At 65.5% G+C, this 12,621-nt stretch carries 12 protein-coding genes; 3 read left to right on the forward strand and 9 right to left on the reverse strand.

From position 1 onward, the window contains the following. The 7 genes from AOT87_RS23990 to AOT87_RS28095 all read right to left on the reverse strand — a co-directional run bounded on the left by AOT87_RS23990 (nt 1) and on the right by AOT87_RS28095 (nt 7,406). Nucleotides 1-2,994, reverse strand: a complete 2,994-nt coding sequence (locus AOT87_RS23990) for an RND family transporter (protein WP_057968803.1) — start codon at nt 2,992-2,994, stop codon at nt 1-3. Between the two features lie 10 nt (nt 2,995-3,004). Beyond that, nucleotides 3,005-3,478, reverse strand: coding sequence for a hypothetical protein (locus tag AOT87_RS23995; protein WP_057968804.1), 474 nt, complete (start codon nt 3,476-3,478; stop codon nt 3,005-3,007). 62 nt (nt 3,479-3,540) lie between these two features. Further along, nucleotides 3,541-4,773 carry an O-succinylhomoserine sulfhydrylase gene (locus AOT87_RS24000; RefSeq protein WP_030096242.1) on the reverse strand — a complete coding sequence of 411 codons (1,233 nt, stop codon included), beginning with the start codon at nt 4,771-4,773 and terminating at the stop codon, nt 3,541-3,543. Then, nucleotides 4,770-5,195 (reverse strand): rhodanese-like domain-containing protein, encoded by a 426-nt coding sequence (locus tag AOT87_RS24005; RefSeq protein ID WP_057968805.1) that lies wholly within the window; start codon nt 5,193-5,195, stop codon nt 4,770-4,772. The genes AOT87_RS24000 and AOT87_RS24005 overlap by 4 nt, the downstream gene beginning before the upstream one ends. A gap of 11 nt (nt 5,196-5,206) precedes the next feature. After that, nucleotides 5,207-5,656 carry a hypothetical protein gene (locus AOT87_RS24010; RefSeq protein WP_057968806.1) on the reverse strand — a complete coding sequence of 150 codons (450 nt, stop codon included), beginning with the start codon at nt 5,654-5,656 and terminating at the stop codon, nt 5,207-5,209. After that, nucleotides 5,653-7,017, reverse strand: a complete 1,365-nt coding sequence (purT, locus tag AOT87_RS24015) for a formate-dependent phosphoribosylglycinamide formyltransferase (RefSeq protein WP_057968807.1) — start codon at nt 7,015-7,017, stop codon at nt 5,653-5,655. Before purT ends, AOT87_RS24010 begins: the two co-directional genes overlap by 4 nt. Before the next feature lie 71 nt (nt 7,018-7,088). Further along, on the reverse strand, nt 7,089-7,406 hold the full coding sequence (locus tag AOT87_RS28095) for a UBP-type zinc finger domain-containing protein (RefSeq protein WP_081343238.1): 318 nt from the start codon (nt 7,404-7,406) through the stop codon (nt 7,089-7,091). Between the two features lie 60 nt (nt 7,407-7,466). On the opposite strand from AOT87_RS28095, the gene AOT87_RS24020 reads away from it, so the two are divergent. Further along, on the forward strand, nt 7,467-9,047 hold the full coding sequence (locus tag AOT87_RS24020; RefSeq protein ID WP_030096238.1) for a Na+/H+ antiporter: 1,581 nt from the start codon (nt 7,467-7,469) through the stop codon (nt 9,045-9,047). A gap of 4 nt (nt 9,048-9,051) precedes the next feature. On the opposite strand, the gene AOT87_RS24025 is transcribed toward AOT87_RS24020, so the two are convergent. Further along, nucleotides 9,052-9,714: a PaaI family thioesterase gene (locus AOT87_RS24025; protein WP_081346457.1), complete on the reverse strand. Its 663-nt coding sequence runs from the start codon at nt 9,712-9,714 to the stop codon at nt 9,052-9,054. Continuing rightward, entirely contained in the window at nt 9,711-11,006 is a 1,296-nt protein-coding gene (locus AOT87_RS24030; RefSeq protein WP_030096236.1) for an adenylosuccinate synthase, read from the reverse strand. The genes AOT87_RS24025 and AOT87_RS24030 overlap by 4 nt, the downstream gene beginning before the upstream one ends. Before the next feature lie 159 nt (nt 11,007-11,165). Here AOT87_RS24030 and AOT87_RS24035 point away from each other — a divergent pair, with 159 nt between their 5' ends. Together AOT87_RS24035 and AOT87_RS24040 are read left to right on the forward strand one after the other, a co-directional pair. After that, the gene (locus AOT87_RS24035; RefSeq protein ID WP_057968808.1) at nt 11,166-11,837 is read left to right on the forward strand and encodes a diacylglycerol kinase family protein; all 672 of its coding nucleotides are present in this window, start codon (nt 11,166-11,168) and stop codon (nt 11,835-11,837) included. A gap of 10 nt (nt 11,838-11,847) precedes the next feature. After that, on the forward strand, nt 11,848-12,612 hold the full coding sequence (locus tag AOT87_RS24040; RefSeq protein WP_046254975.1) for a site-2 protease family protein: 765 nt from the start codon (nt 11,848-11,850) through the stop codon (nt 12,610-12,612). The last annotated feature ends 9 nt before the right edge of the window (nt 12,613-12,621 follow it).

Raw genomic sequence — 12,621 nt, forward strand, 5'->3', positions numbered from 1 at the left:
TCACGCCTTGGAGGGCCACCAGCTCAGCTTGCCGAAGGCCTGAGCCAGGGTGGGCACCATCAGCGTCCTGACAATGAAGGTGTCCAGCAGGATGCCTACGCCGATGATGAACCCCATCTGCACCATCTGATTGACCGAGCCGACCATCATCCCCAAGAGGCTGGCGGCGAACACCAGCCCGGCCGAGGTGATCACCGAACCCGTCTGACGCACGGTCCGGATGATGCCAAGCCGCATGCCCCGGGCACTCTCCTCCCGCAGGCGTGAGATGAACAACATGTTGTAGTCGGCACCGACGGCCACAATCAGCACGAAGGTCATGGCCGGGACCGCCCAATCCAGCTGTTGCCCAAGGAGAACCTGGAACACCAGCACGCCGATGCCCAGAGACGCGATATAGGTGAGGAGCACCGTGCCCAACAGGTACAACGGTGCGACCACCGCCCGTAGCAACAGGCACATCACCAGGAAGATGATGAGGAGCGTGACAACGATGATCTCGCGAAGATCGCTGTCGTAGGCCTTCTTCAGGTCTGCATTGATGGCGGGAAAACCGCCCACTGACACCGTGGCACCAGCCAGGGCCGTGTTGGGAGTTGCCTCGCTGCCGACACGCTCCATATCGCGGCTCAGCTGCATCGCTTCGGGCCCATAGGGATTGAGCGGTGACTGAACCAGATACATGGCGGTACGCCCACCGTCCTGTAAGAATGCCGAACTCAGCTCCTTGAACCCAGGGTTCTGCAACATCGCCCCCGGGACGGAGAACCCGGATGCGGCAGGGGAATTGGAATCCTTCCCAATGGTCTGCAGGGTCACGGCCGCCTCACCCATGGACCGCACGGTGTCCTCAAGTTGGGTGTTCAGGTCGCGGATTCGCACGCCCATCGTCTTGACGGAGTTCATGTCCACACCCAGTCCCTGAAGCTGCTGGAAGTAGCCGGAGATGCGTTCGAACTTGCGTTCCATCTCGGGCAATTTCGCGAGTAGTCCGCGAATCTGCTTGAACTGATTGTTCATATCGCCCAGTAACTGGGTGATCGTCTTTCCGCCGGTGACCGCCCGCACCGACTCACGCAGGTTTTCCGCCGAGGCCAGTGGCCCCTTGTCGCGTAGCTCGACGAGCTGATCGCGCAGCTTCACACAATCGGGTTGCACCGGGCAGAAGGGGGATTCTGCCAGCGTCTGGGTCAACGACGCCCCGGCGTCGAGCGCCGAGAAGGTCGCCTCGACCGAGGGGCCCATCTTCGCGAGCTGATCCACCATCCCCGCCACCGTGCCCATCTGCGATATCAGCGACTGATACCGGTCCAACTGCCCTTCAACCTCTTTGGCCATCGACAACATCTGCGGCATCATCTGCTGCATCCGGACCAGATCCCCGTCGCCCAGTTCGTTGGTCATGGCCGACATGACATCGGCGAGCTTGGACATCCGTTCGAGCTGCGGCCGCAGGTCGGCGTTGACCTGCCCGCCTGTCTTATCGATCTGCGTTCCCATGTATCCGATCTGCCATGCCAACGTCGCCTGAGTGAGCTTGTTGCCATCCGGACGGGTGATGCCGACGACCTTCCCGACTCCCGGGAGTTGAGAGACGCGCTCGGCCATCTGGTCAAGATCGGCCAACGCACGCGGATTGCGCAGATCCGATGGCGCCTGTATCAGGAGATATTGCGGCATCACCGAATTGGCGGGAAAGTGGGCATTGAGAATGTGCATACCCTGGTTCGACTGGGCCGAATCCGGCAGCACCCGCGACATATCGAAACTGGGCCGCATGAAGGGCACGAAGGACGCCGCCGCCAAGAGGATCACGATCGCCGCACCGAAGACGGGCCAGGGGTGCCGCACGATGTTCACCCCCATGCGGTGCCAGTACACGCCGGCCCGATCGGGCCCGGGCAGCCCCAATCCGCGCTGGGCGGCCAGGCTCAGCGTCGCCGGTAGCAGCGTGGTGACCACGAAGAACGCGACGATAACCCCCATGGACACCGCCGGACCGGCCGCCGCGAGGAAGGCCAGCTTGGCGGTCAACTGGGCGATATTGGCGATCGCCACCGTGGCAGCCGTCGCCAGGATGACCCTGGTCATCGAGCCACAGGCGTGCGCCAGCGCATCCGGCGGCGCCTCCCCCGCGCGAATTCGCTCGTGGTACCGGCTCACCAGGAACACCGTGTAGTTGACGCTGGCCCCCATCAGCACGGCCATCATCAGCCCGGCAGACACCGAGGACACCGGGACCAAGCCCCGATCGGCAAGTCCGGCGATGACTCCACGCGCGATGAGCAGACTCATTCCCATCACCAGCAGCGGCAGCATCGCGGTGAACCACGAACGGAAGACCAACAACAAGATGAGGCCGATGACGACCACCGTCACCGCGCCGATCTTGGGCAGATCGCCCAGCGCGGCGTTGCCCATATCGGTGATGGTGCCCGCCGCGCCGGTGATGTTCGCCGTGGTGGCCGATCCGGCGAACGTCTGTTTCACCAAATCGTCAACCGATCGATATGCCCTCTGCGCCAAAGGAGTACCAAGGTCCCCGGCCAAACCCGCCATCGCGTACCACGTGGTGCCGTCCTCGCTGAGAACCTGCTTGCGCGCCACCGGGTTACTGCGCATCCGCGGATCGCCCAGCTGATCCTGCACGAAGGTGACGTACTCCTTGTTCGCGCCCAGCCGGTCGATCAGCGCGGAGTACCGAGCCTGCGACTCGGCATCAAATCCGTTGTCGCTGTGCATAACGATGATGACGGCGTTATCGATTCCGGGACGGCCGAAAGCCTTTCCCATCTCCTTCATCGATGCCAACGCCGGGCTCACTTCGCCCGTTGGCAGCGGACTGACCGAGTGTTCGTTGGCGACCCGCTCCAGCTGCGGCCAGGCGGCATTGACCAGAACAGCGACCGCTATCCACGCCAGTATCACCAGCTTTGCGTGCTTGGCCACGAAGCGCCCGGCCCGTTCGAACGCCGGACTGTATTGGTGCGACATCCTGGGCTCCTCAGATCAACGGCGGAAAGGTGACACTGGGCATGCCCGGCACGCCGGTCATCGGCATGACTGTGTAGCGCAGGGTGAAGGTTCCACCGAGGTCGTCGCCGACCACCAGCACGGTGTATCGGCTGTTGAGGTAGGCGTCCTGGCCCACCACGGTTTGATGTTCGAATCCCGCATCGGTCAGGAGCTTGCCCGCCGCGGCGACCGCTGAGGCGTCCACGCCGCTGACCGCCAAGGTCCGAGAACTGCCCTCGGCATCCTGGCGATATGTGCCTTTGATGACCGGGATATCACGCGGAAAGTCTGGGGGCAGAACGTTTACGCCGGGCGGGGGCGGGGGAATCGGCGTGACCGGCGGATATGTGGTGCGCTCTACGGCACCACCCACGAAATCGGACATCGAGCAAGCGCTTAGGGCCTGCGACATCATCACGGCGGCAAACACCAATACCGCGAAATGAACGATTCGTTGCGTCATGACGGGATACTACAAAGGCTTCGCCCTAAGTGCTAGCCCCTGCTAACTAAAGCTAGCCCGAATTAGCCGAGTGCCCGTTCTAGATCCGCGATGAGGTCCTCGGTGGACTCCAGCCCGACCGACAAACGCACCACGCCATCGGAGAGCCCGATCGCCGCACGTCCCTCCGGACCCATCGCCCGATGGGTGGTGGTGGCGGGATGGGTAATCAGCGACTTGGAGTCACCCAAGTTGTTCGAGATGTCGATGAGCGAGGTGCCGTCGAGCACCTCGAAGGCACGCTGCTTGCCCGCGTCGCCGTCGGCATCCAGCTCGAAGGTGACGACGGTGCCGCCGCCGCGCATCTGCCGCTTGGCCAGTTCGTACTGAGGGTGGCTCGGCAGGAACGGGTACCGCACCCAGCGCACCGCCGGATGCTGTTCCAGGAACTGCGCGATCTTGGAGGCGGATTCGTTGGCATGTCGCACCCGAAGATCCAGTGTTTCAAGGCCTTTCACCAGCGTCCAGGCATTGAAGGGGCTCAGCGCCGGCCCGGTGTGCCGCATCAGCGTCTTGACGGGTCCCTCGATGTATTCGGTCTCGCCCAGGATGGCGCCGCCAAGCACCCGGCCCTGCCCGTCGATGTGCTTTGTGCCGGAATAGACCACCACATCGGCGCCCAGCGGAATACCCTGCTGCAACAGTGGGGTAGCAAAAACGTTGTCCAGCACCACCTTTGCACCGGCAGCATGCGCCAGTTGGCACACCGCTTCGATGTCGACGAGTGATTGCATTGGGTTGGAAGGGGTTTCGAAGAAGACCGCCTGTGTAGGAACGGACAGCGCTTCCTCCCACTGGGAGAGGTCTTCACCGTCCACGAACACGGTCTCCACACCCCAGCGCGGCAGAATCTCGTTACAGACCACGAAACAGGACCCGAACAGGCTCCGAGCCGCGACCAGCCTGTCACCGGCACCGAGCAACGCGCCCAGCGCGGTGAAGACGGCCGACATGCCTGTCGCCGTCGCGAATGCCGCCTCGGCACCCTCGATGAGCCGCAGCCGCTCCTCGAACATGGAGATCGTGGGGTTGCCGTAGCGGGAGTACACATACCGATCGACCTCGCCGGTGAAGGCGCGTTCCGCGGCAGCCGCGCTCTCGTAGACGTACCCGGAGGTCAGGTACATCGCCTCGGCGGTCTCCTCGAACTCGGAGCGCAGCAGCCCACCGCGCACACCGATGGTCGCCTGGCTCACGCCGTCGGGCAGCGCCTTGGGTATGCGCACCGAGGGAATGCCGTCAGGAGTCTGGTTCATGACTGCCGCCACGGCAGACCGATGGCACGCCATCCGACGCCGCCACGGTGCCCGTTCTCATCCAGGTTGCCCTCGAACCCGTCAAGCACGTTGTAGGACGGGGCGATTCCCGCCTCGGTGGCCAGTTCCGCCGAACCGATCGACCGATTGCCGGACCGGCACAGGAAGATCACCGGGCGGCCGTCCCCCTGGGACGGCCCGGTCACGCCCGCGGCCGCCAGCTCCTCCAGGAACTGCTCATTGCGTTCGCCGTTAGAGCGCACCCACTCGATGTACACGACATCGCGGCCGAGCTCGGTGAGATCGGGAATCCCGACCCACTTCCACTCCGCCGACGTGCGCACATCGACAAGAACGGCCTCTGGGTTTTCCTTCAGCAGCGCCCACGCCGCCTCCGGGGTGATATCTCCTGCGTAGCCCACGAAGAGCCAGTCTATTGGTACTGGCTGCAGACCCTCCACGAGCCGTCTTCCTTGACGAAGGAGACGTCCGCGGTGAGCTTGGTGTCCTCGGATTTCATGTAGTGATAGGTCACCGCGGCGGTGGCGGTATCCCCGCTGATCTTGACGTCCTTGACGTCCTCCACATACCGGTTTCCGCGCGCCGCCTCGGATTTGTCCTGCGCGGCAATCACATTCTGTTCCGGGCCGACGATTGCTCGGCAGCTGCTGGCCACATAGTCGGCATAGGCATGTCGCTGCAGCGCATCGTTCTGCGCGATGACCGACTGCCCCACCCTGCCCTCTTCGGTGAGACCGTCACCCGACCGGAAGAACGTCGACACCGCAATACCGATCACCACGATTCCAAAGATCACCGCCCCGGCGATGAAGGGGCCGATACTCCCGCGATCCTCGGATTCCACCTGCTCCTCGGGCGTCACCGCAGATGCCTGGCGACCTGATGCGCGCGGCTCATCGCCAGCGCGGTATTGGGTGCGGTGGCGAGTGCCAACCCAACACGACGGCGCCGATGGACCTCCGAATGCCCGAACACCCGAATATCGCTCTCAGGTATCTGCAACGCCTCATCGAGCTGCCGCGGCGTCGGACCCTGACCGTCGCCGTAGACCAGCTCGGCGGCCGCCGGCGACACCAAAATGGTGTCGATCGGAACGCCCAGCACCGCGCGTGCGTGCATATCGAATTCAGATAGCCGCTGCGATCGCACCGTCACCAGCCCGGAGTCATAGGGCCGCGCACTCACGTCGCAGAAGTAGACCTCGTCGCCACGGACGAACAGCTCGACACCGTAAACACCGTGCCCACCAAGGGCATTGACCGCGCGGGCGGCAATCGACCGCGCCAGCTCGAGCGCCGCCTGACTCAGCGGCTGCGGCTGCCACATCTGCATCGCGTCGGTGCCACTCTGGCGGTGTGCGATGGGCTCGCAGAAATACAGTCTGGTCGCACCGCCGACCCCGGCCGTGCGCACCGTCAGCAGCGTGATCTCGTAGTCGATCTCCACCACGGTCTCCACCAGCACTCGCTGGATGTCACCGATGTTCGCCGCGACGGCCTGATCCCATGCCGGTTCCGCGTCGCTCTCCCGCAGCACCACCGATTCGCCCTGCCCGTAGGCGGCCGAGACCGGGCGCACCACCACCGGGAAACCCGCGGATTCGAGAACCTTGTGCAGTTCCTCGACCGAGTTCGCGAACCAGTAGGCGGGCGTGGGCAAGCCGAGTTCCTCGGCCGCCATCCGCCGCATCGCCTCGCGATCGCCCGCCAGTCGCACGGCCTTGGCGGTCGGAATGACCTGGGTGACCTTGCCGTCGGCCAGTTTCTCGAGCGCGTCGACCGAGGCCGTCTCCACCAGCGGCACCACGAACCGGGGCCGTTCCTTCTCGATGAGCTCGAACAAGGTCTCCGACTCACCGATCGATGCGAGCACCGAACGGTCCGCCGCGTCCTGGGCGGGCCCGGGCGTGCCGGTGTCCACCACGACGACCTCGGCACCCAGGCGCTGGAAGGAGATGGCCAGCTCCCTGGCGAGTTCACCCGAACCCAGCAGCATCACCGTGGTGCGGTTCGGGGCGCCAGGCTCCGGTGCGTCCCCGGCAGACGCCGCCGTCTCGACGGGGGGCTTCACCGCCTTGGCGGCCTTGGGCACCTTGGCGCCGTTGGTGGCACGGATGGCGTCCTCGGTCACCGGCGCCGTCTCGGCGGGCCCGGGCTCCACGGTGTCAGTTGACGCCGTCGACCCTTGCTCGCTGGGGGGCGAACCCTCCTGCGTCACCACGATGTCTTTTACGCCTTCCGGTCGGTCTGTTGCCCTGTTGGACCGTGCCTAGCGTGCCAGATTGCCACACATCCTCAACCCAGAGTGCTGTGGATATAACACCAGCGCCAATCCTCACCGGGCTCATGGGAACGCATCACCGGGTGTCCCGAGGCGTGAAAATGCGCGGTGGCGTGCTGGTGGGGACTGGAATCGCAGCAGCTCACCCGGCCGCATTCCAGGCACATCCGCAAATGGGCCCAGACCTGCTCGCCCAGCGCGGCGCAGTCCTCGCAATGCCCGGGGGTCCGGGGTTCGGGATCGGGCCCGGTGGCGGCCACCAGCTCCGGACAGGGGCCCGGCCCCGGTGTCGACGCGGGCGCGGCAGATCCGCGCCGGAACAGCCGCTTCATACATGCCCTCTCAACGTGCCCGCTTAGGTGCCAGGACCACTCTCCGCACAGAATACGAAGGTGAACGTTTCACTGCTGGCAGTACTCACGGCCGCCCTCGTCCTGGCAGCGATTTCCCGGCGATTCGGGCTTCCCACCCCGTTGGTACTGGTCGTGGCGGGTTTGGCGGCCACCGCCATCCCCGGCCTGCCGTCCATCGAGATGGACCCGGACCTAGTGCTGTTCGTGATTCTGCCGCCGCTGCTCTACACCACGGCGCTGGAGAGCTCCTACGTGAACCTGCGCAAGAACGTGCGGGCGGTCAGCAGCCTGGCCGTGGTGCTTCCGCTGGTCACCACGGTCGCGGTGGGCTTCGTGGCGTTCTATGCGGTTCCCGAGCTGCCGCTGGCCGGCGCGATGGTGCTCGGCGCCATCGTGGCACCGCCCGATGCGGTATCGGCCACCGCCATCGGCCGCCGCCTGGGCCTGCCGCGCAACATCATGACGCTGCTGGGCGGCGAGAGTCTGCTCAACGACGCCACCGCACTCACCGCCTATCGGGTCGCGATCGCCGCGGCGATCGGGCTCGGCGCCACCGTGGCCGACGGGCTCAAGATCTTTGCGCTCGCGGCCGTCGGTGGGGTGCTCGTCGGGGTTGTCATCGGGAAATTGGTCAACATCATCCGCTGCAAGCTCGACGATCCGCTGTCCGAGAGCGCCATCGGCCTGGTGGTGCCGTTCTTCGCCTACCTGCTCGCTGAGGAGATACACGGCTCCGGTGTGATCGCGGTGGTGGTCGCCGGCCTGATGCTGGGACACCGCTCGGTCCATGCCGGATACGCCACCCGGCTACAGGACGATGCGGTGTGGAAGGCCGTGCAGCTGCTGCTCGAGTCCTTCGCGTTCCTGCTCATCGGGTTGCAGCTGCCCAAGGTCATCGAGGGACTACGCGGCCTGTCGTTCCAGACCATCCTGCTCTCGTCGATCGCGGTGCTGGCCACCGTCATCGTGGTGCGCATCGTGTTCGTCTTCGCATTCGCCTATATGCGTCCGCCCGGCCAACGCCCGTCGGCACGTGGGGTCTTTGTGGTGGCATGGGCCGGGATGCGCGGTGTGGTGTCGCTGGCGATGGCCTTCGCGGTGCCGCTGTCCACCGTCACCGGCGAGCCACTGCCCGGGCATCCACACATCGTGTTCCTCACCTTTGTGGTGGTGGTGGGAACCCTTCTGCTGCACGGCCTTACGTTGCCGTGGGTGATCAGGGTGCTGGGCGTGCAGAGCGACGATGAACGCAAGGACGCCCTGGCCGAGGCCGCCGCCCAGGACAAGGCTGCCCGCGCGGCGGCCGATCGTCTCGAGGAACTCCTGGATGACAACGACGGCATCGAGGACACCAACGTGCGCAGCCGGGCCGCGGAGATCCTGCGGCACTGGAACACCCGGCGCCGCAACGCGGCCTGGGAGCGCCTCGGACGCAGCGATGAGGATGCCGGTGAGAGCCCGATGGCCGCGTTCCGGAACCTGCGCCTGGAGATGCTCGAGAAGGAGCGTGAAGTGTTCATCGCCGAACGCGATGCGGGCAATATCGACGACGAGGTGCTGCGCACCGTGTTGCGGGGGCTCGACCTCGAAGAGGCCACCATGAATCAGGCCGACAGGTAGCCCGTCACGGCTGGCCGGGCAGCAGCTGCACCATCAGCCCGTTGGCATCGGCCAGCGCCGTCCCGGCGGCGTCATAGAGCTCCGCCGAGACGAACGCCTTGCGGCGATCCACCTCGTCGATGCGGCTGCTGGCCGTCAGGGGCACACCGACCGGCACCACCTGGCGGTAGTTGACGTGCAGGAAGGCCGTACGGCTGATCGTGCGGCCCGCCATGATCACCGTCATCCCGAAGAGATGATCGAACAACAGCGGCAAGATGCCGCCGTGTACGGCGCCATTACCGCCGAGGTAGAACCGCGGGAAGTCACCATGCGCCTCGATACCGTCGGGTCCGGCCTTGTCGATGAACCACGGCGGCAGCAACAGGTGCCCGTTGGCGGGCTCATCGGCGACCCGATTGGCAGGTCCGACACCCTCGGGCGCCTGGTACGGGTCCATCAGCTCGACGAGCTTCTCGGTGAGATCGGCCGCCTCGTCCCAGCGCGGATCGTCCATATCGGCCGACACCGCGAGATCCTGCAGCCGCCGCATGGCGGTCAGGAACCGCCCGAATCCGGGCCCCACCGAGGACGGCGAGTACTGGGGAAAACCCCCGCCACGGATTTCACGGATGGCCCGATTCATCTCTTCATGCAGTGCGGCGAGTCTGTCCCCGTCGGCAGTCATGACTTCGAGAGTATGTCCCGCCGCACAATCGTCTGATCGCGGCCCGGCCCAACGCCGATGCATGACATCGGCGCACCGGCGAGCTCTTCGAGACGCAACACGTAGTCCTGCGCCTTGGCGGGCAGGTCGCTGAACTCGCGAGCCGTGGAAATGTCCTCCCACCAACCCGGAAGCTCTTCGTAAACCGGTGTGGCGCGGTAAATCTCGCTCTGGGTCATCGGCATTTCGTTGGTGCGCTTGCCATCCACCTCGTACCCGACACAGATCGGGACGGTCTGCAGACTCGACAGCACGTCCAGCTTGGTCAGGAAGTAGTCGGTGATGCCGTTGACCCGGGTGGCGTACCGGGCGATGACGGCGTCAAACCATCCGCAGCGCCGGGCGCGCCCGGTGGTAACGCCCACCTCGCCGCCCGTCTTGGCCAGGTAGGCGCCATGTTCGTCGAACAGCTCGGTGGGGAACGGACCCGAACCGACGCGGGTGGTGTACGCCTTGAGAATCCCGAGCACGGTGGTGATCCGGGTGGGCCCGATACCGGACCCCACCGAAGCGCCGCCGGCCGTCGGATTCGAGGACGTCACAAAGGGATAGGTGCCGTGATCGACGTCGAGCAGCGTGCCCTGCGATCCCTCCAGCAGCACCGTCTCACCGCGTTCCAGCGCCTGGTTGAGCTCAAGACGCGCGTCGGCGATGCGATGCTTGAATCCCTCGGCCTGCTCCAGCACACCGTCGACAACCTGATCCGGGTCGAGTGCCTTGCGGTTGTAGATCTTGACCAGCACCTGGTTCTTGAATTCCAGTGCGGCATGAACCTTTTGGCGCAGAGATTCCTCGTCGAGAACATCGGCGACCCGGATCCCGATGCGCGCCACCTTGTCCTGATAGCAGGGGCCGATACCGCGGCCGGTGGTGCCAATCTTCTTGGATCCCAGGTACCTTTCGGTCACCTTGTCGATCGCGACGTGGTACGGCATCAGCAGATGCGCGTCGGCGGACAAGATGAGACCCGAGGTGTCGATACCCCGCTGCTCCAGACCCGCGAGCTCGGTCAAGAGCACGCCCGGATCGACGACGACCCCGTTGCCGATGACGTTCGTCACCCCCGGGGTGAGGATCCCCGATGGGATGAGGTGCAAGGCGAAGTTCTCTCCGTTGGGCAACACCACGGTGTGTCCGGCGTTGTTACCGCCCTGGTAGCGGACTACCCATTGAACCGAGCCACCGAGCAGGTCGGTTGCCTTGCCTTTCCCCTCGTCGCCCCACTGGGCGCCGATCAGGACTATTGCCGGCATGTGCGTTCTCTGCGCTTCCCTGTTGGCAGCCCCCACCGCGGGCCATCGCGGCGCAACGCTGCGCGTGCAAAATGTTGTTCAGCCGGTGAGCCACTGTATCGCAAGAGCGCTGGACTGCGAGGGCACCGCACGTATTCGGACCGACGAAGGAGGTCGCTGGTGAGTACCCCGAGCGTCACCGAAACGGCGGCGGCGCGGGTTTTGCTGTTCGGCACCCGCCGACTGCCCCGCATTCTGCGTGACCTCCCCGTGGACCGGGTCGAGGGATCCGACGCGGTACGCACACTCCTGGATGCGCTTCCGGACGGCACACTCCGGCTCATCGTGGTCGGCGGAGACGGTGATCTGGGGCAGGTGCTGACCCGGCTGATGCGCGCCGAAAGGCTGGACGTGGAGTTGGGTTTCGTGCCGGATCGCCGTTCACGCGCACGCCGGACCTATCGGATCGGGATCGGCGCGGCCCGCCGGGCCCGCATGGGCCGCGCACACCGGGTGCCACTCATCCGGGACGACACCGGCACCGCCCTCGCCGGGCGCGCCTCATGGCAGGGCACCGACGGCGAAGCGGTCACCGGCGAGGCCACAGTCGACGACACCCTGCTGTTCGAGGGCATCGCCGCCGTCGATATCGAACCCATCGAAGCGCTGCCGGGCCTGCGAGCCGGAGTCCGGGGCCGAGCACGCCTCCTGCCCCGCCGCTGGGTGACCGGACGGGCGGCTCAGCTGGGAACCGAAGGTGCCGTCGTGGTCCGTGACGGTGTCGCGGGCGCTCGTCCCGTCACCCGGTCCACGTTCTATCGGCACCAGCAGGGCTGGTTGCTCGTCCGGTAGCTTCGCACCGGTGAAGACCTCCCAGTCCGTCCGTCCCAGCCCGGTCTTTCTCGCGCTCGTCGCACTCACCGTTGCCGGGGCGGTGCTCGCGTGGCTCGGCGGCAATTCCACCGAGCCGCTGGCCCGCGGCGGGGTGTTCGTCTTCGTGTTCACCGGCTGGGTGGTTTCCCTGTGCCTGCACGAGTTCGGACACGCGTACACGGCTTGGCGTTTCGGCGACACCCAGGCACGCGGATACCTGACGTTGAACCCGCTGCAGTACACCGATCCCGTGCTCTCGATGGTGCTGCCGCTGGTGTTCATCGCACTCGGCGGCATCGGGCTTCCCGGCGGCGCGGTGTACGTACACACCGCCGGGATGACCAACCGGCAGCGCACCCAGGTGAGCCTGGCCGGGCCGAGCGCCAATGCCGCACTCGCGGTACTGATTCTGGGGACGACAGCGCTTTTCGCCGATCGCGACCATGTGGTGTTCTGGGCGGCGATGGCCTACCTCGGTTTCCTCCAGGTGACGGCGGTGGTGCTCAACCTGTTGCCCGTGCCGGGTTTGGACGGCTACGGCGCACTCGAGCCGCATTTGAGCCCGAAAACGCAACGCACGCTTGCCAATGCCAAGACGTTCGGATTCCTGATCCTGTTCGTGCTGTTGATGTCGCCGCCGATCAACAGGGCATTCTTCGATGCGGTCTACTGGATCGTCGCGTCATTGGGCGTCGACCCCGATCTGTCCCGTATCGGCGGCTGGCTGTTCCGCTTCTGGGGCAAGCTGCTCTAGCCGGAACCG

The sequence above is a fragment of the Mycobacteroides sp. H003 genome (assembly GCF_001440135.1).
GTDB lineage: Bacteria > Actinomycetota > Actinomycetes > Mycobacteriales > Mycobacteriaceae > Mycobacterium > Mycobacterium gwanakae.

Coding starts and splice junctions, on each gene's coding strand:
- AOT87_RS23990 (WP_057968803.1), bottom strand. CDS start 2,994: ATGTCGCACCAATACAGTCCGGCGTTCGAACGGGCCGGGCGCTTCGTG.
- AOT87_RS23995 (WP_057968804.1), bottom strand. CDS start 3,478: ATGACGCAACGAATCGTTCATTTCGCGGTATTGGTGTTTGCCGCCGTG.
- AOT87_RS24000 (WP_030096242.1), bottom strand. CDS start 4,773: ATGAACCAGACTCCTGACGGCATTCCCTCGGTGCGCATACCCAAGGCG.
- AOT87_RS28095 (WP_081343238.1), bottom strand. CDS start 7,406: ATGAAGCGGCTGTTCCGGCGCGGATCTGCCGCGCCCGCGTCGACACCG.
- AOT87_RS24025 (WP_081346457.1), bottom strand. CDS start 9,714: ATGACTGCCGACGGGGACAGACTCGCCGCACTGCATGAAGAGATGAAT.
- AOT87_RS24030 (WP_030096236.1), bottom strand. CDS start 11,006: ATGCCGGCAATAGTCCTGATCGGCGCCCAGTGGGGCGACGAGGGGAAA.